Below are 23,718 nucleotides of genomic sequence, written 5' to 3' on the forward strand. Positions count from 1 at the left end.
GGCCAAGGGCTTCAAACTCGGCAACCAGGTCTAAGACCCGCACCCCCGGCGGGGGGGTGCGGCACCCCGGTGCCACACCCCGCCGTCGTCGTACCCGCCCGCGCCATTCAGCGTCCCGCGCGGCCACCCGGCGTCGGACTCCGCCGCAGCCGCCTCCGCCGGGCCTGCCACCGACCGGAGACCGACACCGGCAGGGGTCATGGGACCGCCGGGACGGGACATGCGCCGCGACGAGCAGCCGGCCCGGCGCCGGAGCGAGTTACCCGGCAGCCTCGGCGATGGCTTTGGCCGCGGTGAGGACATCTGCCTCGGTGCTCCACCGGCCCAGAGACAGGCGCAGGGCCGCCAGCCCCCGCTCCTCATCCACGCCCATGGCGGCGAGCACCGGGGAGGGCCGGTGTTCGCCGGCGTGGCAGGCCGAGCCGGTCGAGGCCGCAAGATCCGGGCAGGCGGCCAGCACGGCGTGGCCGCGGGTTCCATCGATGCTGATGTTGAGGGTCTGGGGCAGGCGCGGGGCGTCCGAGCCGTTGGTGTGCATGCGCCCGGGCAGTCGCATCTGCAGTTCCCGTTGCAGCCGGTCCCGCAGCCCCGCCAGCCGGTCGGCTGAGCCGGCGGCCAGATCTGCCATCGCCAGTTCCGCGGCGGCCCCAAGGGCGACGGTGTACGGGACATTCTCGGTTCCGGCCCGCCGCCCCTGCTCCTGGCCGCCACCGCCGATCAGCGCCTCCAGCGCCACTCCCTCGCGGATGTAGAGGGCGCCGACGCCCTTGGGCGCATAGAACTTGTGGCCGACCAGGGTCAGCAGATCCACCCCGAGTCCGCTGACGTCCACCGGGATCTTGCCTACGGCCTGGGCCGCGTCCGTGTGGAACAAAGCGCCGTGGCCGCGGGTGATGCCCGCCAGTTCGGCTATCGGCTGGAGGACGCCGGTCTCGTTATTGGCGTGCATGATCGACACCAGCACGGTCTCCGGGCGCAGGGCGGCCGCCAGCTCCCGGGGATCGACCAGCCCCCGGGCGTCGACCCCCAGCACGGTCACCTCCGCCCCGTGATGGTCCCGGACGTAGCCGCAGGCGGCCAGAACGGCAGGGTGTTCGGTGGCCTGGGTGACGACGTGGGGCCGCCCGACCCCGCCGCGGACCGCCATAGTAACCACTCCGCGAATCGCCGTCGCATCGGCCTCGGAACCGCTGCCGGTGAACAGGATCTCCGCCGGCGCGGCACCAATCAACGCCGCCACCTGCGCACGGGCCCGCGCCAGGGCGGCGCGGGGCCGCTGCCCGTAGGAATGGGCGCTGGAGGGATTGCCGAAATGCGCGCCGAAATACGGGAGCATAGCCTCCACGACCTGCGGGTCCACGGGCGTGGTGGCGTTGTAGTCCAGGTACACAGGCGGTCCCGCCAGTCCCGCCGGCTCCCCACCCGTCGCGGCATCCGCGGTTTCTCCGGTGTTCATGGGAATACCGTAACGCCGAAGCATGCCTGCCGAATGTCCTGCGTCCGGGGAACGGGCGACGACGGAGGCCGGATCGTGGGAGAGGGCCCCGGTTTCATTGTTGTGCCTGATCGGTGGTGGGAAGATAGTCGGAGAGTTGGGCTTGTCCCGACCAGGGATACCGGCAGTACGAGCGGCACATGCCCAGCCTGAAGACCGAGGCGGCGGTGACAGCTATGACAGAGCACCATCTGCAGCAGCGGCGGCTGCGTATATCCGACATCATCGTTGTCGACCACCGCACCCTGCGAAAGGCGCTCGGCGGGACCATTGTGGGCAACACGATGGAATGGTACGACGTCGGCGTGTTCGGCTACCTCATCACCACGATGGGTCCGGTGTTCCTGCCCGAGTCGGACCGGGCCGTGCAGAACCTGTTCCTGCTGGGTACCTTCGCCGCCACGTTCATCGCCCGGCCGTTGGGCGGCATCTTCTTCGGCTGGCTGGGTGACAAGATCGGCCGGCAGAAGGTCCTGGCTATGACCCTGCTGCTGATGGCGGCGGCGACGTTCGTCGTGGGCCTGCTGCCCGGGTACAGGGTGCTCGGCATCTGGTCCGCGGTGCTGCTGGTGGCCACCAAGCTGGTCCAGGGCTTTTCCACCGGCGGCGAGTACTCCGGCGCCACCACGTTCGTGTGCGAGCACGCGCCGGACCGCCGCCGCGGCTTCTTCGTCAGCTTCCTGGACATGGGCAGCTACCTCGGCTTTGCACTGGGCGCGGCGCTGGTGTCCGTCCTCCAACTGCTCCTAGGGGAGGCGCAGATGGAGGCGTGGGGGTGGCGCATCCCGTTCCTGATCGCGGGTCCGCTGGGCGCGGTCGCCATCTACTTCCGGATGAAGATCGAGGAGTCACCCGCCTTCAAGGCAACCCTGGAGGCCGAAGCCGTGGCCGCCGCCCACCACGAGACCGGGGACGAGCTCCGCCCGGTGGGCCCGGTGGGGATCTTCAAGGACCACTGGCGCAGGATCGTACTGGCCATGATTCTCGTGGCGGCCGGCAACTCGGTAGGCTACGCGCTCACGTCCTACATGCCTACATATTTGACGAGCACCAAGGGATACGACGAGATCCACGGGACGCTGCTGACCGTGCCCGTCCTGGTGGTCATGGCTGTGTGCATCCCGCTGGCGGGACGCCTCGCCGACCGGATTGGGCGGCGCCCCGTGCTCTGGATCGGGGCCATCAGCACGGTGGCACTGTCGCTTCCGGCGTTCCTGCTGATTGCAATCGGAACCGTTCCGGCGACGCTCGCCGGCTTGGCCCTGGTCGCGTTCCCCGTGACCTTCTTCGTGCCCAACCTGGCCTCGGCGCTGCCTGCGCTGTTCCCCACGGCCCACCGCTATGCGGCCATGGGTATCGCGTACAACTTCGCGGTGGCGATCTTCGGCGGCACCACGCCGTTCATCATCGCCTCGCTCATCCAGGCGACGGGCAACGACCTGATGCCTGCCTTCTACCTGATGGCGACGTCGGCTATCGCCGCCGTCACGATCTACTTCCTGCCGGAATCCGCCCGCCGGCACCTGCCCGGTTCCATGCCCAGCGTGGACTCGGAGGACGCGGCCCGGGAGTTGGTCGCGACGCAGGACGCAAACCCCCTGCTGGAGATGGACACACTGCCGTTCGACCGCAGCTACGAGGCGGCGCGGGCGTCCCACCGGGGCCGTCCTGAACGGCCGACGGCTATGTGAGCACGGCGGAACTATCCGCCAACCGGCCTTTCTGCCACGCGGGAGTGCCGGCCTTAGCGCTTGTCAGATTCTCATGACTTATGTCAGCCCCTTACTTCGCATCGCTGGCTGGCCCGTCACGCATGCCACGCTGCGGATGCCGACCGGGCCGCAACCAATCTGGCAAAAGTAGCCTGTACGAGCAGCGGATAACCGCGAATATGTCGGCCGGGGCGGTTCCTGGCCGCAGACCGACACCGGTAGGTGGAGTGGTGGAGCGTCGGAGGACCGGCTTGTGGGACGCAGATCCTCCGGCGGCGGCTGTCTTCCCGATCATCAGTATTTGACTAGCCGCTTTAAGAGACACGCCCCTTAGCGCCATGGGCAGGTTGGGTATCAGTGGTACTGGATCCGCCCGGCCGGGCGATAAGTAGGTCACCAGGCGGGTCCAGCAGTCTTAGTCCCTCGGCCGAGTGACTTCGGGTGCCTCTGCCGTGTCGGCTCGGCAGTAGCGCCTTTAGTGCGCTTGGTTGGGTGTCCCTCGACGTGTTCGCCGGTCTTGGGATGCTCCTTCACGAAGTGCACCAGGATGCCGGCCGCTACCGGGGCGCCTGCGAGGGCGGGCGGGCCGGAAACGACATTGCCGGTCTGTTCCTTGATCAGGCCGAACCCGACGGGCCCACCGGCATCTGGCCGCAGGGGTGTGGGGACCGGCGCCTGAGGCTCTGGGCGGGCGGCTGATGGCCGGCGTGCAGCGGAGCCTAGTCTGTTTCCGGTCCCAGGCAGTAGTGGCATCGGGCTGCCGGTTCCCGTCCGGTGCTGCAGCCATCGTCCGGCTTCGTCGTCCTTGCCGGGCTGCCGGGCTGTCGGTTCCGGGGCGTGTGGTTTTCGTTCACCGGTGTCTCCTGCGGTGTAGATGGTTTGGTGTTGGGGGTGCGGCGGGGCGTTCCTGTTGTGGCGATAGTCGATGATCCCGGTGATCATCTTCGGTACCGCCCCGCCGCGGTCTGTGGGCCCCCATTCGCTGACGCGGGCTAACGGTCCGTCGGCTGTTGCCTGCGGACCGTTGCCTGGTGTGTGGGAAATACGTCGCGTGGGTGTTACATGATGCCGGTGGGTACCAGCAGGGCCCAGGCCAGTGCCGGGCCGGCCAGCACGACTGCTCCGGCGTAGATCATCAGCTGGCGGTAGACGCGCTGCCGGTCGTTCTCGCGGGCGTTGGCGACCACCAGGGCGCCGTCGGTGGAGAAGGGGGAGACGTCCACGACGGTGGCGGCGATGGCCAGTGCGGCCACCGTTCCGGAGGCGCTGAGCGAACTGGTCGCCAGCAGGGGACCGGCCAGCGGGATGAAGGCGGTCAGCAGGGCGGTCGAGGAGGCGAAGGCCGAGCCGATGCCGATCACGAAGCACAGGATGAGGGCGATCAGCAGGGGAGCGCCCAGGGCCAGAGCCAGATGGGCGAGGGTGTCGATCACGCCCACGTGCTGGAGCAGGGAGACATAGGTGATCATGCCGGCGATCAGCAGGACGGTGGACCAGGAGATGCCGCCGATGAACGTGTGGTGTTCCTTGATGTTGACCAGTGCCAGCAGCAGGCCCGCGGAGAGGGCGACAAAGCCGATCGGCATGTGGAAGCCCAGGGTGCACACGAGCATCGCAGCGATCAGCACCAGGGTCAGAATCTGCTGGCCACGCGGACGTCCGATGCGGGCTGCGTCGAGGCCGGCGTATTCGTTGGCATGATTGTCGCGCAGCCTGCCCAGGAGGGCGAACAGGACGATGGTCAGGACAGAGAGGATGAGATTGAGCACGAAGCTGGCGGTGAAGAGTGCGCCCTGGGAAATCGGGAAGCCATTCTTCAGGGCGATGTCGTGCACCAGCACGCCGGCCACCGAGAGCGGGGAGAAGCCGCCGGCGTGGGCGCCGTTGATGATGAACGCGCCCATCAGGACGGGGTGGATGCGGGATTCGTAGGCAAGTCCAAGGGCCGCCGGTGCCAGCAGGGCGACCGCCGCCGGCGAGAAGGTGCCCAGTGCCGTCAGCGCGGCAGCCATGAGGAAGAACACCCACGGGAGGAGCATTGTCTTGCCTCTGACCAGGCGGACGCAGGTCTGGACGATGATGTCGATGGACCCGTTTCTTTGGGCCATGCTGAAGAAGTAGGTGACGCCGATGATTGTCAGCACGATGCTGGCGGGAAATTCCTTCAGGATCTCCTTGTCCTCCATGCCGAGCAGGAAGTATCCGACGCCGAAGGAAGCGACCAGGCCCATGACTCCGATGTTCAGCGGCCATTTCGTGGCGATGACGAACATCACCACGAGGATGATCAGCGGGATGATCTGGATAGCGGTCATGGTCGGCTCCGGTTCCGTCGTGGCCGCCGGGTTGAGCATGCCACTCCCCAGCACGAGGGCGACCAGGCCCAGGATCACGAAACCGGCCACCGCCATCAGCAGGATACGGCGGCGGCGGGCAGGACGCCCGGGACGGTAGTCCCGGGTATCGCCGGCGGGGGCAGTGGGGAGGTGCGTAGTCTTGCTCATGGTGGTCTCCTCAGAGAGTGGCTCCTGCGAGGGAGGCCGCGGCGGCGCTGCCGGAGGCCTCGGGGAGGTGGATGATGGTGGTGGCGATGGTGCGGGCCGTGCGGTCGACGCCGACGAGCAGGGTCCCGTCGCGTTCCTCGCTCCAGGTCTCGATCACCCCGGCGGGGGTGCGCAGCCGCAGAGCGGGCCCCGGAGTGTTGCCGCTGATGGTGTGCAGCACGGTGCCGGGGGTGCGGGCGGCCAGGGTCAGGGCGATGCTGCCGGTGATGGCCAGGGCCGGGTGGGGCCTGCCCATCGAGAGCATCATGACATTGACGTCGCAGCCGGGGTCCGCCTGGGTGGGGGCGGCGGCGATGGCGAGCTTGGGGATTGCCCGGGCCGCTTCGGCGGTCGTGGGGGCCAGCCCCATCCGCACCGCCGCCTGCCGCCGGACCTGGTCCAGGGTGTCCAGTTGCAGTTCTACGCCGGTGCGCCAGCTGTCGTAGCGGGCCGGATCCAGGCCCAGATCCTCGGCGCGGACGATGACCACCGGCGCTCCGGCGTCGACCATCGAGACGGTCCAGCGGGTTCCACCGGCGGTGATCGTGTCGGTCGCCGCGCCGGTGGGCAGCAGGGCCCCGGTGGTCTTGCCGGCAGGGTCCTGGAAGCCGAGCCCGACCCGGTGGCCGGGGAACGGCACCCCGGGCATCTGCGCGTCCAGGACGAGGGGCAGGGCGCCTGCGGGGGTGGCCACACGCTGGACGATGACCTGGCCGGTGTTGGTGTTGCGGGTGACGATCCGGGTGGTGTCCCCACTGGGGGTCACCCAGCCCTTCTCGATCGCGTACAGGCCCGCAACCGCCGAGCAGTTCCCGCAGTTGCTGCCCCAGTCCACTGCGGCCTCTTCGATGCCCACCTGGGCGAAAGTGAACTCGACGTCGACGTCCCCGCCGGCGGGCCGGTGCAGGATCACCGCCTTGCTGGTGGTCGAGGTCGCCCCGCCGACCCCGTCGATCTGCCGAGGGTCGGGGCTGCCGAACAGCCGCGGCAGCAGCATGTCCAGGCTGGTGCCGGCCTCCTGAAGATGCTCGGCCTCGAACACCCAGCACTTGCTGGTGCCTCCGCGCATCCATTCTGCTTCGATCTTCATCGGCTTTCCCGCATCTCCTCGTGCCTCGATTTCGTCCAAGGGCCTGAGAAGAGATTGAGCCAGATCACACATTAAGACAATGTGCAATTTTTAGACAAGGGTGTAGAATTTCTTAAAGCATTGTCTGCTGAGGGATTTATTGCCGAGCCTTCGCCCTCCCGCGCCGCCGCAGCCGCCCGGTATCCTGCGGATTGCGCGTCCTTTTGTAGGGAATGAACCGAATTTGCAGAAGGGTAAACCATTGCTTCACGATGAGGGCCAAGACCTGTTCGACATGAGGCGGCTGACGCTGCTGGTGGAGGTGGTGGAGAAGGGCTCGATCACGGCGGCGGCCGAGCTGATGATGTACACGCCCTCGGCCGTCTCCCAGCAGCTGCGCAAGCTCGAACAGGAGGTCGGGCAGCCCCTGCTCAACCGCCGCTCCCGCGGTGTGGTTCCCACCGAGGCCGGCCAGGTGCTGGCCGGCCATGCCCGCAAGATCATCCGGCAGATGCGCGCTGCGCAGTCCGATCTGGGCCAGATCGCCGGCCTCAAGCGCGGCTCCCTGACGGTCGGCACCTTTCCGACCCTGGCCGGTTCCTTCCTGCCCATCGTCATCCGGGCCTTCAAGAAACGCTATCCGGCGATCAGCCTCTCGCTACGCAGCGCCCGCTTCGACGAACTTGTGGCCGACCTGGAGTCCGGGGTCACCGGACTGTGCCTGCTCTGGGACTACCCGTGGAATCCCTTCCAGGATGAGTCCGTCCGGGTGACCGAGGTCTTCCGCGAGAGCACCGTGATCCTGGTGGCCCGCGGCCACCCCCTCGCAGCCCGGGACGAAGTAACCATGGAGGAGCTGCGCAACGAGTCGTGGATCGTGCGCGCGGAGGCCCACCCGGTGGTGGAAGTGCTGCAGCGGTCCGCCCATGACGCCGGGTTCGAACCGGCCATTGGCTTCCTGGCCAACGATTACCAAGAGGCCCAGGCCATGGTCAGCGTTGGAATGGGCGTGGCCCTGGTACCGAAGACCGCCGTGGCACTCCAGCACCCCGACGTGAGGGTACTCAGTCTCGGGTCCGCCGCCCCCTTGCGGCGGGTACTGCTCGCCCAGCGCCAGGACAAGGTCTACGCGCCGGCCGAGGTCGCCTTCCACTCCACCCTGCTGGAAATCGCCCGCGAACGAGCCGGCGACTACCTCTAGTAGTGCTTGGTTAGGTCGGTGCGCGTTGCCTGCACCAGCAGTGGCCGAGGAGCCGGATGACGGCGGCCTGGAGTCCGGCCAGTACCTGGTGGAAGCTCAGGCCTGCCGGGCTTTTAGGCCTTGGGCCAGGCGGACGGTGGTGACGAAGAGGTGGGCTGCGGTGGCCAGGGTGGCACGAAGGACCGGACCATTTGTGCGGGATCTTGTACGGGATCGCAGCCGGCAAGGAAGCGGCCTTGAGCTGCCGTGGTTAGGGTGTGTAACTGGGGTGCACAACGTGCGCACTTTCGCCTCCGTACCGGGCCGTACGTCGGCCGGACCGGGCCGGATCCGGCTGGTTTGCGCGGGTGCCCTTTGTTTACATGGACGGGAAGCCTGTTCGAGTCCCATCTCGGGCACAGTAAACACAAGGGAAAACGGGGCACTCGTGTACAAGGTTGGAAAATCGGTGTACACGGGCGCTAATGTTTGGCCTCATGGCAAGCATTGGGGAGCGAAAAACGTAAAGACGGTTCGGTCGATTACTGGGTGCGGTGGCGTGAAGCCGAGACCGGCACGTACACCTCCTACACCGCCTACGATCGCGAACAGGCCGAGTTCGTCTGCCGAATCCTGAATGCCAACGGCCAATCTTTCTCCGCCCTGAACCGTGTCCTGGAAGAACAGGCGGCGGTCGGGCCCACCGTGCACCAGGTCCTGACCGAGCACATTGACCTGCTGGTGAAGCCGACCCCGCAGACGATCCACAATTACCGGAAGATGGTTGAACTCCATCTGGTCGACCTGCATGCGCTGCCGTTGACGTCGCTGGACTCCCGGCATATCAGCTTGTGGATCCGCGATATGCAGGCCCAGGGCAAGAGCGCCAAGACCATGCGCAACGTCCACGGACTGCTCTCATCGGCCATGGAAACCGCAGTGCGATTCCACTACCGGGATGACAATCCCTGCCGGGCCATAGAGCTGCCCTCGAATGAGTCTGCGGGCGACGATCGGGTCTTTCTCACTACCGAGGAGTACAGGCTGCTCCGGGACTGCCTGCCCGATCGGGCACAGCCTTTAGCTGACTTCCTCGTCTACACCGGGGCACGGTTCGGGGAAGCCACCGCCGTCACCGTGAGGGACCTGTTCCTGGACGACGCGCCGGCGCCCGTGCGGATCAACAAGTCATGGAAGCGTGACGGGTCTTCCGGGCACTACGTGGGGGCGCCGAAGACCACCACGTCCAAGCGCACAGTGTCGATGCCGTCCCGGCTGGTCGACGTGGTCCACCCCGTCGTGGCGGGCAGTAGGCCTGGCGATCTGGTGTTTGAGGCAGTGCGTGGTGGTAGGCTCGCCCACACTCTCTTCTGGCGCAACGCATGGGTTCCCGCGGTCAAGGACGCCCAGCGCCTGGGACTGGACAAGGACCCCACCATCCATTCGCTGAGGCACACCTCGGCCAGCTGGTTGATCGCTTTGGGCGTCCCGTTGTTTGAGCTGTCTCGCAGACTTGGGCACGCATCCATCGGCGGCACGGACCGCGTCTACGGGCATCTCATGCCCGGCGCCCACAAGCAGGCTGCACGCGTCCTCGACAGCCTCTAGTCCAGTTCGTCGTATGGATCCTGCCAGGACGATTCGTCGCGGGTGATGCGCTTGACCCATGCGGCGGGCACCCACTGGGCCTGCTAATCACCGAACGATAGACCCATACAGAAAAGGCCCCCTTTCTGTATACAGCCCTCCGCTGACTTCCCCCTGAGAGCTATCCCAGCAGCTGTGAGCCGTAAGCAGGCACTGCCCTCAACTGCGAGGATCAACAATCAGCCGAAAGTCAAAAAGTACAACGCACAGATCACTGCCAGTACAGAAGAGACAGCCACGATCGCGGCGAAACCCCACTTTGTTCTCATGATTTCCCCCAACCCCTAGGAGGGCCTGCATGCCCTCTTATCCAGCTTGGCGTGAGTGGAGGTAATCCATCAATAGCTGGGCGCCCCGTCACTAAATCGACGTCCACTTTTCGACCAGCTGATCGACCAGAAAACTTGTGGGTGGGGGGCAGCCCGATGCACGCAAATACCCGCGCCGGCGGCTCGAAGCACAGGTTCCGGAAGGCTGGTGGAGGAACGGAGGCATCGCGGTGGTGGTGGGGGTACGGGGATGTGCACAACATGGACACTTTCACCGTCGTACCGGGCCGTACTTTGACCGTACCGGGCCGGATCCGGCAGGTTACCGGGCGAGCCTTTTATTTGCAGGGCGGGAAGCCGGTTCGAGTCCCACCTCGGGCACAGAGTTTCCCCAAGTCAGAGGGGCTTTCCCTCTGTGAGTGCATGCACTTTATGCACGGATCCCTCTGACTTCGGTTCCGGGGAGGTAGGTAGGGTCCCGGTTGGCTATGGAATTGTCCGGGCGGGGGAGTTGCTCACCTGCCCCATGGCGCCCCCGGCTTCGGCAGGGCCGTTGTTGGTGTGGTTCTCCCTTTCTGGTCTGCCGGCGCCGGCGGTTTTCTTGCCGCCACCTCTCCATGCGCCCGGACGCCCGGATAGCATGACCGGGGTATATGCGAATCCCTCTTGCCAGCTTTCGTAAGGCATTTCTGCCGGCAGGGAGTCGGCCAGGGAGCGTTGCACTGGAGGACCGGCTCACGCGACAGAAAGACCTTGGGGGTGGACGAGGGCAATGGTTTGGTTTCGTCAAAGTCCGTGATGGAATTGTTCATGAGAGGCCCGGACTGGCCCTAAAGCCAACATTTGTTCGCTCAAGACATGGACTATTCAGTCAGTAGTTCCAAGCTGTGCCATCACTTGCACCGCATCACGGGCGGGATTCACCAAAATCACGGCCAAAATCGCGCCGAGAACCGCGATGATGCCGAATACTTGGAAGGATTGTGCATATCCGGCGGCGGGTGAAACTGCCCGATCCACGATCATTCCAGTCAATGGCGGAGCGATAATGCCACCAATGGCCATCAGCGCAAGGAACACGCCCAATGAACCCGCTACTTGATCCTTGGGGCAGATCTGTGAAATGGCCGCATTCATGATGGGTGCGACGATGCAGCCGATTCCGTAGCCGATTGAGACAACTGCTACGACGAGGACGGGAGTGCCGATATATGGCAGCACCGCCATCGATAGGCCGCAAACAAGAAGTCCTGCTGCGGGGACGACGCCTCTCATGATCCTTGAACTCACGCCTCGACCCATGAACTTGTCACTAAGGTACGAGCTGGCCAGCATCGCGACCAATGCTGCGATGCTGGGGATCCCGAACATCGATCCAGCCTGGAGTCGGGTGAAGCCCAGTCCGACCTCGAAGTACGACGGCAACCATGTGAGTATAACGGTCAGCAGCGCGTACATGGGGATAACGGCTGCAAGCCCACCTAGAAAGGTCCGCGTGAGGAAGATCGACATCCACGGAGCAGATGGAAGTGACGTCTTGGCCGGAATCTTGGCAGCGGGAATCCGGACCTCACCGTACGGTCCCGGTCGCCAGGTGAAGTACCAAAGCACGCACCATCCCAGGCCAACAACCAGCATTGCAACAAAGGCGGAATGCCAGCCAAATTGCACGATGAGAAATGCCAATGCCGGTGCAACCGCGATCTTTGCGATCGAGTTTGCGGAGGCGATGAATGCCCCGGGCAGGGAGCGCTTTTCCAGGGGGTGCCACGAATACACAGCCGTATGGACGAGGGCGCCCGATGGGCCCTCTGTCAGACCGAGCAGGAAGCGGCTGACAAGGAGGACCATGAAGCTGCCTGCGACGATCATGGGGACCATGCAGATCGCCCAAATGAGGGCCAGCGCCATCAGCGACCACTTGAGGGTGGTCCACTTGTTGATGAGTCCGGCAAAAAATCCCCCGGCCGAGAACGCGAAGAAGAACACACTTGCGGTCAGCCCGATTTGAGCTGACGTGAGCCCGAATTCGTCTTTGAGGGGCTGCGCGACAAGTCCGAGGAGGATCTTGTCGCTGTAGTTAACTGTGTAAAGTAAAACCAAGACCGACGTCAGGCCCCACGCCGTTGCGCGTGACTCTTTCCCCGGCGGTGCAAACGTTTCTGGCGTTGCTTGCCGTGTGGTTACTTTGGACATTTCATTACCCTTTCAATGTTGCGCATCTTCGCCCAACAGTGCGGACGGCTGGCGCCTGGTGAACCGGCCCGCAATAGTCGCTTTCCCCTCATTTCCGAACAGATGGCGCCTGACCGTATAACGTCGCAAGATTTGCCGCGTTCGCAGTGTTTCGGTTACGCGATATCCGTGTATCTACCCTCCAAATATCGAGTCCGTCGTCGATGTGAATCATGACGCGGCCTCTTCCCGCTGTCAGGTGGATCCAGAGGACCGTGCCATCCAGGCTGATGTCATCGACCCAGCCGGTGGCTGTTGCTTGCCCCTCCCGGCGTATCTCGACGAACTCATCCCGCCACAGGTATGTCCACCACTTCATCAGAAGGGGATCGCTTCGCCTCAACGGTTGCCTAAATCGGGTTCCTTCGAGTGAAGTCTCAGTAACTGTGCTGGTTCTCATGGCTCGTTTCTTGTTTCGCAGAATTCGGTCCCCGCTGCCTGGGCTCCGTGGGTCTGTCCACCGGCCGGGCCCCGGGTTAGCGGAATGCGGGGATGCCGGTGATCTTGTTGCCCAGGATCAGGGTGTGGATTTCGTCGGTGCCCTCGTAGGTGCGCACGGATTCGAGGTTGTTGGCGTGGCGCAGCGGCGGGTAGTCCAGGGTGATGCCGTTGCCGCCGAGCATGGCCCGGGCGTCGCGGCAGATCTGGATGGCTTCGCGGCAGTTGTTCAGTTTGCCCACCGAGATCTGGTGGGGCTGCAGGGCCCCGGCGTCCTTGAGCCGGCCCAGGTGCAGGGCGAGCAGGAAGCCCTTGTTGATTTCCAGCGCCATGTCCACCAGCTTGGCCTGGGTCAGCTGGTAGCCGGCCAGCGGTTTGTCGAACTGCAGGCGCTCCCGGGCGTAGGCCAGGGCGGCCAGGTAGCTGTCCCGGGCCGCGCCCATGGCGCCCCAGATGATGCCGTAGCGGGCCTCGTTCAGGCACTCGAACGGACCGCGCAGGCCCTTGGCCTCGGGCAGCAGCGCCGAGGCGGGCAGGCGGACGTCGGTCAGCTCGATGTCGCACTGGATGGAGGCGCGCATGGACAGCTTCGGTCCGATCGGGGTGGCGGTGAAGCCGGGGGTGCCGGTGGGCACCACGAAGCCGCGCACGCCGTCCTCGGTCTGCGCCCAGATGATTGCGACCTTCGCCACCGAGGCCAGGCCGATCCAGCGCTTGGAGCCGTTGAGGATCCAGTCGCCCCCGTCGCGCCGGGCGAAGGTCTTCATGGCACCGGGGTCCGAGCCGGCGGTGGGTTCGGTCAGCCCGAAGCAGCCGATCGCCTCACCTTTGGCCATGGCCGGCAGCCACTCGGACTTCTGTTCCTCGGAGCCGTGCTTGTGGATGGCGCTCATCGCCAGCGAGCCCTGCACCGAGACGAAGGTGCGCAGCCCGGAGTCCCCGGCCTCCAGTTCCGCGGCGGCCAGGCCGTAGTCCACCGCGGAGCGCCCGGCGCAGCCGTAGCCGGTCAGGTGCATGCCCAGCAGGCCCAGCTTCGCCATTTCGGGGACGATCTCCAGCGGGAAGACGGCGTCCTCGTACCAGCCGGCAATGTTGGGCTTGATGGCGGACTCCACGAAGGAGCGGACGGAACCGCGCAGCGCGCGCTCGTCTGCGGTGAGGAGGGAATCAAAATCAATCAGGTCGCTGATATCGGACATTAGGGGCCTTTCGCGGCAATGGTCGAGTGTTCAGGGAGCGAAGGTGGTGCCTCGTTGCTCGCCAAGGGTCGGGGGAGGGAACGTGGCGGACGTGGGGCGGGCGATCAGCTCCAGTCGTAGAAGCCCCGCCCGGTTTTCCGCCCGAGCTCACCGGCAGCGACCATGTCGAGGAGGATCTGCGGAGGTGCAAAGCGGTCACCCAGGACCGAATACAGATATTCGGCGATGCCGAGGCGCACATCAAGCCCGACAACGTCTGTAGTCCGGAGCGGCCCCATCGGGTGTTTGTAGCCCAGGACCATCGCGTTGTCGATGTCCTCGGGGGCCGCGACTCCCTCTTCGACCATCCGCATCGCCTCCAGCGCGATCGCGACGCCAAGGCGGGAAGAAGCGAAGCCGGGCGCATCCTGGACTACGACGGCGGTTTTCCCCAATCCGGACACCCACCGTCTCGCGGCGGCGACCGTCTCCTCTGAACTCGTCTTACCCACGACCACCTCGATGAGCGTGGATGCGGGGACCGGGTTAAAGAAATGCAGCCCCAGGAACGACTCAGGCCGGGGCAGCGACTCGGCGAGCCTGCTGACCGACAAGGACGACGTGTTGGTCGCCAGATAGGCGTGCGGGGAAAGGTATGCGGCCACGGCGTTGAGCGCTGCCGTCTTCAGTTCTTCGTCCTCGGGGACTGCCTCGACGACGAGATCGCACAATGCAAAATCGACGTAGTCGACGCTCGTCGCGAACCTCTGGAGGATCTCACCGCGGTCCCCCGAGAGGGCACCGCGGTCGAACGACGCCGCAACGGAGGCGGCGACCCGCTCCTGGGCGCCGCGGGCGGAGTCGTCGTCGCGTTCCACGACGATGACTTTCGACCCACTCAGGAGGAATGCGTGTGCGATGCCTGCACCCATGCGGCCGCCGCCCAGCACGCCGACTGTTGCTGGGAGCAGCCCTGCAGGGCTGCTCGGAGGTGCTTCGTTGCTATTGGTCACTGATGCTTCTTCCTGTCGAGGAACCGCTGCATGCGCTCGAACTTCGCCGCGGATTCGAAGAGCATGCCCTGAGCGAGATTGTCGATGAGTGGGTGGATTTCGCGTGGACCGTGGACGACGGCCTTCGTCACACGCACCGCGAGGGGGTCCTGACGGGCGATGCGGTCGGCGAGACCGTGGGCCGCATCGAGGAGATTCCCAGGTTCAATGAGTTCCGTGATGAGTCCCGCACTGAGGCATTCGTCGCCTGTCAGGATGCGTCCGGCGAGGAGAATCTCTTTGGCCAGGGGTTCCCCGACGAGCTCGTGAAGCCGCCATGTGGCACCTGCTGCGGCCATGATGCCCAGCCCGGTTTCCGGGTTGCCCATTCGTAGGCCAGCGGTCCCGATCCGGAAGTCGGCCGCATAGGCGAGCTCGGCGCCCCCACCGAGGGCGAAGCCGTCGAGGGCTGCGATCACGGGCATGGGAAGCTTCGCGATCCGGTCGAACAGCGAAGAGTTGATGCCAGCCAGGGCGTCATCCCTGCGCCGTTCGCGCAACTGGGCGATATCCGCACCGGAGGCAAAAATGGCCATGGCTCCGGTCCCTGGGTCTGCCGCTGTTCCCGACAGGATGAGGATCTTGGGGGTCGTTTCCAGATAGGCGCAGACGGTGTGCAACTCGGCGACCATGGCGGCATCGATGGCGTTGCGCACCTCGGGGCGGTGCAGCCGGACGTGGATGCGGTCCTGGTCTTCGGAAATCCGGAGTGTGGTGAAGCCGGAGGCATTCAGGAATGCGGGGTCCTGCGCGGCTGCCGGATCCTGGGCGTCCTGGATCTGCGCGGCCACTACACGCCCTCCAGCAGGAGGGCGGTGCCTTGGCCGACGCCGACGCACATCGTGGCGAGGCCGAGCTTGCGGTCTTCCCGGGCCAGTTCGCGTTCCATGCGCCCGAGCAGGGTCACGACGAGCCGAGACCCGGAGGAGCCGAGCGGGTGGCCGAGGGCGATTGCGCCGCCGTCGGAATTCACAATGTCTTCCTCCAGTTTGAGCTCCCGCATGACGGCCAGCGACTGAGAGGCGAAGGCCTCGTTGAGTTCAACGGCGCCCAAATCACTGACCGAGAGGCCGGCACGCTCCAGTACCTTGCGCGTCGCGGGGACGGGGCCGATCCCCATGATCTCCGGAGCTACGCCTGCAGTGCCGCCCTCCATGATCCGTGCCCGCGGCGTCAGCCCGTACCGCTTTATCGCGGCCTCGGAAGCCACGATGATTGCGGATGCGCCGTCGTTAAGGGAAGAAGCATTGCCGGCCGTGACCACGGAACCACCCTTGACGACGGGCCGGAGTCCGGCGAGGACATCACCCGTAGTCCCGGGCCGGGGGCCCTCGTCTGTGTCCACAACGGCAACGGCGCCCTTGCGTCCCGCAACGCTCACGGGCACGATTTCGTCAATAAACCAGCCGGCCTTGATGGCCGCCAGCGCGCGTTCATGGGAGCGGACGGCAAAGGCATCACAGTCGTCCCGCGACGTACCGAAGACCCGTGCTACTTCTTCGGCGGTCTCCGGCATGGAGAACGCGGCCTTGCCGCCGCGGGAGTATTCCCCGGAGAGGAACGCAGGATTCGTGAAACGCCATCCGATCGACGTGTCGAACACGGCGCCTGGCTTGGCGAAGGACGCGGCCGGTTTCTCCATGACCCACGGGGCGCGGGACATGGACTCGACTCCGCCGGCGACGACGATGTCCGCGGCGCCGGCCTTGACCATGTGGGAGGCCATGATGACGGCAGACAGTCCGGAGGCGCAGAGCCGGTTGACGGTGATACCGGGAACGCTGTCCGGATAGCCGGCGAGGAGCCAGGCCATGCGGGCCACGTTGCGGTTTTCCTCGCCGGCGCCGTTGGCGTTGCCGAGGATCACCTCGTCCACGACGGCCGGGTCGATGCCGGCGCGCTCGACGGCGGCCCTCACGGTCAGCGCGGCGAGGTCGTCCGGCCGGACGGGGGAGAGGGAGCCGCCATAGCGCCCCACGGGTGTGCGGGCGCCACCAATCAGAAAGGCCTCAGCCATGTCTAGTCCATTCCTTTGTTCGTAGCACTGTCCGGGTTGCCGGATCAGGCAGTTCAGTTGAAGGCGGAGATGCCGGTGATGTCGCGACCCACGATGAGTGCCTGCATGGAGTCGGTTCCCTCATAAGTGGAGACGACTTCCATATCGGTCAGGTGGCGTATGACGTGGTTCTCCAGGAGCAGTCCGTTGCCGCCCAGCAAGTCACGTGCTTCGTTGCAGATCCACTTGCCCTTCTGGGCGGTAGCCATTTTGACCATCGATGCCTGGGCGTTGGTGAGCTGGCCCCGGTCCGTGAGTTCGGCCATGCGGGTGCACAACAGTTGCATGGTGGTCAGCTCGCTGAGCATGTTCGCCAGCCGGGTCTGCACCAGCTGGTATGAGGCAATGGGCTTGCCGAACTGGTGGCGGGCCTGGGCGTACTCCGAGGCAATGTCGAATGCGGCCATGGCGTGTCCAACGGCCTCCCAGGCTGCACCGCCACGGGTTGCCTGCAGGACCCGTGACACGTCGCGGAAGGAGTGGCAGCCGGTCAGCCGGCTGCTGACAGGAAGACGCATCTCCTCGATAACGATGTCGGCCTGGACGATGGCACGCTTGCCCACCTTGCCCGTGATGACAGTGGGGGCAAATCCCGCAGGATAGCGGCCTCCGTCGTCCTTTTCGACGACGAAGGGGTTGACGTTGCCATCTTCCGCGTTCCGGGCAAACAGCACGATGACGTCCGCCACATGCCCGTTGCCGATCCAGCGTTTGTGCCCGTTGAGGACCCAGTGGTCCCCGTCGCGCCGGGCCTGGGTTTCCAGGGCAACAGAGTCCGAGCCATGGTCGGGCTCGGTCAGCGCGAAGGCTCCTGTTTTTTCAATGCGTGCCAGGGCAGGAAGCCACCGTTCCCGCTGCTCTGGGCTGCCCAGAATATTAAGGGCACCCATGCACAGATTGGAGTGGATGCCGAGGAAGGTGTTGAGGCTGCCGTCCGCCCTGGCCATCTCGCGTGCCACCATGCCGGCGGCCTTGCGGCTCATCCCTGGGCATCCGTAGCCCTGGATGGTGGTGCCGACGACGCCCAGTTCCGCGATCCCGGGCAAGAGTTCCTGCGGGAACTCCGCACGCTCCCAATACCCGTTGATGACGGGCAGGACACGCTGCTCGGCGAAGTCGCGGACCTTGTTCCGGATGGCGATCTCCTCGGGTGTGAGGTCATCATCGAGGCGGAAGTAGTCGGAGGTTGCTGTCTGACGGCCGGCCGCGGTGGTCATGAATGAACTTTCCGTTCCTGAGCTTGACTGAACTGTGGTGATGCTGCGTATCGAGAGTCCTCCATGCCCGGAGCCTTCGCGTATCGACCAGGCAAGACCCGGGTCGATGCGCGAAGGCGGCAGAATTGTGCCTCGCACCGGTATGGTCTGCCGGGGCGTCCGGGATCGGAGATCCCGCGGTGCGGCTCTTGCGTTCCCGAAAGCCAGCGGACACCACGCCCCGCCGACAGAGCGTGGAGTCCGCTAGTGCGGATCCTCGAGGTCAGCGGCGGATCGAGCCGCCGTCGACAACCAGCGTCTGCCCGGTCACGAATGAGGCGCCGGGGGAGAGGAAGAAGCGGGTGGGACCGACGAAGTCCTCGACCACTGCAGCACGCTTGATGGCCCGGGTGCTGATGTTGGCTTCCTCGCCGCCAGCGAGCTTGGCCGCTAGCGGGGTCATGACCAGCCCGGGGGCGACCACGTTGACGGTGATGTTCTGTGCGCCCAGCTCCGCGGCGAGGCTGCGGGAGAAGCCGATGATTCCGGCCTTGGAGGCCGCGTAGGCCGCCGCGCCCGCGGGGGCCTTGAACACGGTGCCGGAGGAGAAGAGCACGATCCTGCCGCCGTCTTCGACCAGGTCCGCGACACCCTGGACAAAGTTGAGCGTGCCGTGCAGGTTCAGCATCAGTGCGCGCTCCCACTCGTCCTTGGGCATGTCCATGAACGGGCCGAACACCCCGACGCCGGCGCAGTGGATGAGGGAGTGGATGCTGGTCCGGCCCTGCGACGCAAGGGACTCACGCACGGCCTGGGGAGCATCGCCGGCGACGTCACCGCTGACATAGGTGACCCCTTCAAGCGGCTTGGAGGGGAGGGATCGGGAAACGGAGGTGACGTCCCAGTCATTCCTCAGATCCGCGGCCAGCGCCTCGCCGATGCCTGAGGAGCCGCCGCTGAGAACAAGTGCAGGGGCTTCGGCGTTGCCGTTTTCCGTCGACATTACTTGCCGCCTTCGATAGTAGAAGCGAGGAATTCCCCGACGATGGCCCAGGTTTCCTGCGGGTGGGTGATGTTCGGGCAGTGCTTGTAGGGCAGGATTTCCGCCTGTGAGTTGGGCAGCACGGCCTGGAGGTTTTCGGCCCAGCCGGTCTCGAGCAGCGTGTCCCCGGTGCACTCGATGAGCAGGGCAGGGGTCTGCACGCCCTGAAGCGGAGCCGGGAACGGGTCGGCCGGGCGCTCAACGCGCAGCGCCTCGGGCACCTGCTGGTGCGGGGCCCGCATGGAGGCGAAGTGACCTGGCTTGGTGGCCCAGCCAAACCGGGCATCGAGGTGGCTCTGCTGCTGATCGGATGCGTCGCACAGCAGGTCCACGATCGCCGCCAGGCTCTCCCGGGTGCCGTCGAATTCGCCGAGCTTGGCCATGTCCGGTGCCTTCCAGGGGCCGCCGGTGCCGTTGATCGTGGTGACAGAGGCAATCCTGTCGCGGTACGCCGGATCGCTCAGCGCACGCAGGCCGACCGATCCGCCGAAGGAGTTCCCGACGACGTGCACAGGTTCCCTGATGCCCAGGCGGTCGAGCAGGGAGAATAGGTGGCGGATGCGGAAGGCGAACGGCGAGACGTCCACGCGGATCGACTTGGCCGAGCCACCGTAGCCGAGCAGGTCGGGGGCGATGACGCGGAACTTTGCCGCGGCCTCCGGCAGGATCTGGCCCCAGGTCACATCGGAGCTGCCACCCCAGGCGCCGTCGTGCAGGAAGACGACGGGCATGCCGTCCTCCGGGCCGCCGGAAAGGTAGCGGGTTTCTAGGTTGGCGACGAGCGTCGTTGTCTCGGTGATCAGGGGTGTCTCGGTGAGCAAGAGGGTCCTCCGGTGAAATGGAACTGGTGATGGAAGTAGGGGGCGGCTAGCTGAGGATGTAGTCTTCGGTGCGCACGCAGGAGGTGCGTTCGAAGTACTCGCGGGCCGGCAGCGGCCACATGATGGTGGAGCGGCCCTCGGCGTTCATGTACCAGGAGTGGGTCTTGGACCAGCCCCAGGTGCGCTTGGCGCTTTCGGTGGTGATTTCCTTGTCGTACTCGGCGAACACGTCCTCGCGCAGCGCCATGGAACGGTGTCCGCCGCTGGCCAGGGTTTTGACGGCATCGATCATGTAGTTGGCCTGGCATTCGAGGAAGAAGACCAGGTTGCCGTGGATGACGGTATTGGTGTTGGGACCGTACATGCAGAAGAAGTTGGGGAAGCCCGGCAGTGTCACACCCAGGTAGGCGCTGGCGTCGATGCCCCAGGTCTTGTGCAGGTCCTTCCCATCGATGCCTGTGACGGACATGGGCAGCAGGAAGTCCGAGGCCTTGAAACCGGTGCCGAGCAGGATCACGTCGGCCTCGATGTGTTCGCCGTCGACCCAGACGCCTGTTTCGTCGATGCGGTTCACACCCTGGCTGACCAGCCGGACGTTGTCGCGTTTGAGCGTCGTCACCCAGGTGCCGTCGTCGCAGATGATGCGCTTGGCCGCCGGCGGGTAGTCGGGGATGATCGCCTGGGCCAGCTTCTCATCGTCCCCTGCCTGATCCAGAAGGTAGGCGGTCAGTTCCTGGCGCAGCGCCTCGTTGGCGGCGGAGACCGAGACCTCGGTCGGCGGGAAGTCCGGGTCCACGGTGGCGGCCGGCAGGTTGCCGATCAGGCGCGGCAGGAAGATGGAGAAGCGGTAGTAGGCGCGGTACTGGTTCAGGTTCAGCAGAAGCCAGCGTTCGCCGGCCTCGATTTCCTGGCGCAGCACGGGGGTGGGCCGCAGCCAGGGGGCGCTGCGCTGGAAGATGGTGACCTGTTCGGCGACCTTGGCGACGGCGGGCGCGAATTGCAGGGCACTGGCGCCGGTGCCGACGACGACCACGCGCTTGTTCGCGAAGTCGATGCCGTGGTCCCACTGCGCGGAGTGCACGACGGGGCCCTTAAAGGTATCCAGGCCCGGGAGGCTGGGGATCGAGGGACGGTTGAGCTGGCCCACGGCGCTGACCACGATCCTGGATGCGATGGTTCCCCCGACGCCTTGGGCGGTCTTGGTATCAAGGGTCCAGATTCCGGTTTCCGCGTCCCAGCGGGAGGCGGTGACCTCGGTGCCGAAGACCACGTGCTCAAGCAGGCCATTGTCGGCGGCGAACTGGTGCAGGTAACCGTGGATCTTGTCCTGGCGGCCGTAGTGCGTTTCCCAGTCGTGCTGCACGAAGGAATAGGTGTAGATGTGGCTGCGGACATCGGTGCGGCAGTCCGGATAGGTGTTTTCCCACCAGGTGCCGCCGACGTCCTGGCTCTTCTCAATGATCTTGAACGGAACACCCGCCTGCTTCAGGCGCAGGCCGGCGAGCAGGCCGGAGAACCCGGCACCGATCACCACGGCGTTCAGGGCGCTGTCCGGGGCCACCGAGTCAAGCGTCCAGTCCGGCCGGCGCGGATCCACGTTGTTGGGGGTAAACGCGACCGCGGCCATAGCCTGGGCGTCCTCGTTCTCCGAACCCATCAGCCAGGTGGCGAGCTGCCGGCGCAGTGCCTCGTTGGGGACCGCCGGCCACTCATGCTGGGTGGGAAGGAAGGGGACGAGCAGTTCGAAGCAACGGGCGCGGGCCGCGGCCTCGGTCCCGGCATCCAGGCCGCTGAGCGGAAGCGTCTTCAGGTTCGGCCGCCATTCATCGCGCAGCACCGAGGTGTCGCCGGTGACGTGGGCCGTGAGCATGACCAGCGCCGGCACCTGGGCGGATGCGAGGTGGGCGGCGAGTTCTTCTTCGGTGACCTGCGTCGAGTATCGGTCGAGTGTTTTGTTCATGTCTTCTCCGTAAAGCGGTGGGGGAGGGGAAACGGCTTGCTTCAGGGGCCGTTAGGTGGTCCAGCAGTCCAGGCCGTCAAGGAAGGGCCGCACCGTTGCGGCCACCTCGGACGGGTTGTCGAAGGCGATCAGGTGGCCGCCGGCGGCATAGTGCAGCTCGGCGCCGGGGATTGAGGTAGCAAGCTGTTCGATCGCCGCGCGCGGGGTGCTTCGGTCATCGTCCCCGCCGACCACCAACGTCGGGGGTGGGGAGTCCAGCTGGAAGTCGCCGACCGTGACCATGGCCTCGAAGTATTCGGCGATGGTGGCACCGCCGGCCCCGAGGAACTGGTTGCGGGCCCTGGCCACCAGCGGGTGGGTGGTGTCGGTGGAGGCGTCGCCGAACCAGCGGTGCATCGTCGCTTCCTTGACCTGTTCCAACCCTCCTTCGGCCCTGACCTCGGCCGCACGTGCCAGGGTTCCGGCGGCGGCTGCCTCGTCGTAGGCGCCGCGCGTTGCCATCAGGATTTGTGCCTCCACGCGGTCGGGGAAGCTGCCGGTGACGGCCTGGGCGACCATGCCGCCCAGGGAAATGCCCAGCACCACTGAACGCTCGACGTTCTCGGCGTCCCAAATGGCGGCGATGTCCTGGGCCACGAGCCCCAGCGTCGGGACGGAGTGCCCGTGCGGGGTTTGCCCGTGGCCGCGGAAATCCGGTGCGAGCAGGCGATAGTCCCCGCCGAGTGCCTCGGCCAAGGGTGCGTACCATGATCCGTCCAACGCCAACGAGTGCAGGCAGGTGATCAGGCGCGGGCCGTGGCCGTACTGGCGATAGGCAATAGTGGTGCCATCGGCGCCAGCTACCTTTTGCAGGGAATCACCCATGCTGGTTCTCCTCCATGATGCGCTGTTCGGCGAGTTCCACTTCGCTCCGAAGACGATCGGACATGTCGTGGAAATAGGACTTGAACAGGTCCGAGTCTCGACGCATCTCCTGGCGTCGCGGCCGCTCGAGCTCGATCTTCATGTCCACCACCATGCGGCCGGGCCGGCTGGCCATGAGTATAACGCGGTCGCTGAGCAGAATGGCTTCCTCGAGGTCGTGGGTCACGAAGATGACTGTCGGGCGTTCAGCTTCCCAGAGCTGGGTGAACTCCTCTTGCTGGATCGCACGGGTCTGTGCGTCAAGGGCCGCGAACGGCTCGTCCATCAGCAGAACCTTGGGATTCTGCACCAAAGTCCGTGCGATCGCAACGCGCTGACGCATGCCTTGTGACAGGTGGAGGACATCGGAGTCGGCAAACTCGTGCAGACGAACCCGACGCAGCCAGGCCTCGGCGCGTTCGCGCCGTTGTTCCTTGGGAACTCCGCGGATCTCCATCCCGAGTTCTACGTTGCTGCGGACCCGGCGCCAGGGCAGAAGCGCATCGCGGGCGAAGAGGAAGGCTGCGTCGTTGCTTCCGGGCCGCACCTCGGCGCCATCGATGCGAACCGTGCCACTGCGTGGCTTCAAGAGGTTGCCCAGCATGCCGAGGGCGGTGGTTTTGCCGCAGCCCGAAGGGCCGACAATGCTGACGAACTCCGAAGGCTCGATGCGCAGGTTGAAGTTGTCCAACACCCGCACCGGCCGATTGCCGTGGAGGAAGCTGTGGTTCACGTTCTCGAACTCGACAGAAACCCCCCTGGCCGTGGTGGGCTGCGCTGCCGCTTCAGCTAGTCCATTCCTAAGAATCCCGCTATCGCCGGTTGTGCGGAGGGTTGTATTGGGCATTGTCACTCCAGTCGTTTGTTTGCGGGGCCGACCCGTTTGGCAGTCTTCTTTGGCTGACGATTGCTGAGACGGCAC

General features: G+C 65.6%; 17 protein-coding genes. 3 read left to right on the forward strand and 14 right to left on the reverse strand.

Annotation, left to right across the window (positions count from 1 at the left end; genetic code table 11):
- Nucleotides 1-259 precede the first annotated feature (259 nt).
- Nucleotides 260-1,456: a cysteine desulfurase family protein gene (locus LVY72_RS14355; RefSeq protein WP_237822039.1), complete on the reverse strand. Its 1,197-nt coding sequence runs from the start codon at nt 1,454-1,456 to the stop codon at nt 260-262.
- Nucleotides 1,457-1,671: 215 nt separating this feature from the next.
- On the opposite strand from LVY72_RS14355, the gene LVY72_RS14360 reads away from it, so the two are divergent.
- Complete coding sequence (locus LVY72_RS14360; protein ID WP_237822041.1) at nt 1,672-3,186, forward strand: MFS transporter; 1,515 nt, start codon at nt 1,672-1,674, stop codon at nt 3,184-3,186.
- Between the two features lie 1,079 nt (nt 3,187-4,265).
- On the opposite strand, the gene LVY72_RS14365 is transcribed toward LVY72_RS14360, so the two are convergent.
- The gene (locus LVY72_RS14365) at nt 4,266-5,711 is read right to left on the reverse strand and encodes an SLC13 family permease (protein WP_237822043.1); all 1,446 of its coding nucleotides are present in this window, start codon (nt 5,709-5,711) and stop codon (nt 4,266-4,268) included.
- 10 nt (nt 5,712-5,721) lie between these two features.
- Nucleotides 5,722-6,840 (reverse strand): PrpF domain-containing protein, encoded by a 1,119-nt coding sequence (locus LVY72_RS14370; RefSeq protein ID WP_237822046.1) that lies wholly within the window; start codon nt 6,838-6,840, stop codon nt 5,722-5,724.
- Nucleotides 6,841-7,081: 241 nt separating this feature from the next.
- Between LVY72_RS14370 and LVY72_RS14375 the strand changes: the two genes are divergently transcribed.
- Together LVY72_RS14375 and LVY72_RS24745 are read left to right on the forward strand one after the other, a co-directional pair.
- Nucleotides 7,082-8,020, forward strand: a complete 939-nt coding sequence (locus LVY72_RS14375) for a LysR family transcriptional regulator (RefSeq protein WP_237822047.1) — start codon at nt 7,082-7,084, stop codon at nt 8,018-8,020.
- 528 nt (nt 8,021-8,548) lie between these two features.
- Nucleotides 8,549-9,607, forward strand: coding sequence for a tyrosine-type recombinase/integrase (locus tag LVY72_RS24745; protein ID WP_237822049.1), 1,059 nt, complete (start codon nt 8,549-8,551; stop codon nt 9,605-9,607).
- Between the two features lie 1,175 nt (nt 9,608-10,782).
- Here the strand turns inward: LVY72_RS24745 and LVY72_RS14385 are convergent.
- From LVY72_RS14385 to LVY72_RS14435, 11 genes are all read right to left on the reverse strand, one after another.
- Nucleotides 10,783-12,111, reverse strand: a complete 1,329-nt coding sequence (locus LVY72_RS14385; protein WP_237822051.1) for an MFS transporter — start codon at nt 12,109-12,111, stop codon at nt 10,783-10,785.
- 515 nt (nt 12,112-12,626) lie between these two features.
- Nucleotides 12,627-13,787 carry an acyl-CoA dehydrogenase family protein gene (locus LVY72_RS14390; protein WP_237822053.1) on the reverse strand — a complete coding sequence of 387 codons (1,161 nt, stop codon included), beginning with the start codon at nt 13,785-13,787 and terminating at the stop codon, nt 12,627-12,629.
- Between the two features lie 104 nt (nt 13,788-13,891).
- Entirely contained in the window at nt 13,892-14,779 is an 888-nt protein-coding gene (locus tag LVY72_RS14395) for a 3-hydroxyacyl-CoA dehydrogenase family protein (protein WP_308190808.1), read from the reverse strand.
- Nucleotides 14,776-15,552 (reverse strand): enoyl-CoA hydratase/isomerase family protein, encoded by a 777-nt coding sequence (locus LVY72_RS14400; protein WP_237822273.1) that lies wholly within the window; start codon nt 15,550-15,552, stop codon nt 14,776-14,778. The genes LVY72_RS14395 and LVY72_RS14400 overlap by 4 nt, the downstream gene beginning before the upstream one ends.
- Nucleotides 15,553-15,608: 56 nt before the next feature.
- On the reverse strand, nt 15,609-16,835 hold the full coding sequence (locus tag LVY72_RS14405; protein WP_237822054.1) for an acetyl-CoA C-acyltransferase: 1,227 nt from the start codon (nt 16,833-16,835) through the stop codon (nt 15,609-15,611).
- A gap of 53 nt (nt 16,836-16,888) precedes the next feature.
- Complete coding sequence (locus LVY72_RS14410; protein WP_237822056.1) at nt 16,889-18,091, reverse strand: acyl-CoA dehydrogenase family protein; 1,203 nt, start codon at nt 18,089-18,091, stop codon at nt 16,889-16,891.
- A gap of 262 nt (nt 18,092-18,353) precedes the next feature.
- Nucleotides 18,354-19,073: an SDR family NAD(P)-dependent oxidoreductase gene (locus LVY72_RS14415; protein WP_237822058.1), complete on the reverse strand. Its 720-nt coding sequence runs from the start codon at nt 19,071-19,073 to the stop codon at nt 18,354-18,356.
- Nucleotides 19,073-19,933, reverse strand: coding sequence for an alpha/beta fold hydrolase (locus tag LVY72_RS14420; RefSeq protein WP_237822060.1), 861 nt, complete (start codon nt 19,931-19,933; stop codon nt 19,073-19,075). The genes LVY72_RS14415 and LVY72_RS14420 overlap by 1 nt, the downstream gene beginning before the upstream one ends.
- A 46-nt stretch (nt 19,934-19,979) precedes the next feature.
- On the reverse strand, nt 19,980-21,893 hold the full coding sequence (locus LVY72_RS14425; protein WP_237822063.1) for a flavin-containing monooxygenase: 1,914 nt from the start codon (nt 21,891-21,893) through the stop codon (nt 19,980-19,982).
- A gap of 51 nt (nt 21,894-21,944) precedes the next feature.
- Nucleotides 21,945-22,757: an alpha/beta fold hydrolase gene (locus LVY72_RS14430; protein WP_237822065.1), complete on the reverse strand. Its 813-nt coding sequence runs from the start codon at nt 22,755-22,757 to the stop codon at nt 21,945-21,947.
- Nucleotides 22,750-23,643: an ABC transporter ATP-binding protein gene (locus LVY72_RS14435; protein ID WP_237822067.1), complete on the reverse strand. Its 894-nt coding sequence runs from the start codon at nt 23,641-23,643 to the stop codon at nt 22,750-22,752. Before LVY72_RS14435 ends, LVY72_RS14430 begins: the two co-directional genes overlap by 8 nt.
- Nucleotides 23,644-23,718 lie beyond the last annotated feature (75 nt).

The organism is Arthrobacter hankyongi, from assembly GCF_022012395.1.
Classification (GTDB): Bacteria; Actinomycetota; Actinomycetes; order Actinomycetales; family Micrococcaceae; genus Crystallibacter; species Crystallibacter hankyongi.

Coding starts and splice junctions, on each gene's coding strand:
- LVY72_RS14355 (WP_237822039.1), bottom strand. CDS start 1,456: ATGAACACCGGAGAAACCGCGGATGCCGCGACGGGTGGGGAGCCGGCG.
- LVY72_RS14360 (WP_237822041.1), top strand. CDS start 1,672: ATGACAGAGCACCATCTGCAGCAGCGGCGGCTGCGTATATCCGACATC.
- LVY72_RS14365 (WP_237822043.1), bottom strand. CDS start 5,711: ATGAGCAAGACTACGCACCTCCCCACTGCCCCCGCCGGCGATACCCGG.
- LVY72_RS14370 (WP_237822046.1), bottom strand. CDS start 6,840: ATGAAGATCGAAGCAGAATGGATGCGCGGAGGCACCAGCAAGTGCTGG.
- LVY72_RS14385 (WP_237822051.1), bottom strand. CDS start 12,111: ATGTCCAAAGTAACCACACGGCAAGCAACGCCAGAAACGTTTGCACCG.
- LVY72_RS14390 (WP_237822053.1), bottom strand. CDS start 13,787: ATGTCCGATATCAGCGACCTGATTGATTTTGATTCCCTCCTCACCGCA.
- LVY72_RS14405 (WP_237822054.1), bottom strand. CDS start 16,835: ATGGCTGAGGCCTTTCTGATTGGTGGCGCCCGCACACCCGTGGGGCGC.
- LVY72_RS14410 (WP_237822056.1), bottom strand. CDS start 18,091: ATGACCACCGCGGCCGGCCGTCAGACAGCAACCTCCGACTACTTCCGC.
- LVY72_RS14415 (WP_237822058.1), bottom strand. CDS start 19,073: ATGTCGACGGAAAACGGCAACGCCGAAGCCCCTGCACTTGTTCTCAGC.
- LVY72_RS14425 (WP_237822063.1), bottom strand. CDS start 21,893: ATGAACAAAACACTCGACCGATACTCGACGCAGGTCACCGAAGAAGAA.
- LVY72_RS14430 (WP_237822065.1), bottom strand. CDS start 22,757: ATGGGTGATTCCCTGCAAAAGGTAGCTGGCGCCGATGGCACCACTATT.
- LVY72_RS14435 (WP_237822067.1), bottom strand. CDS start 23,643: ATGCCCAATACAACCCTCCGCACAACCGGCGATAGCGGGATTCTTAGG.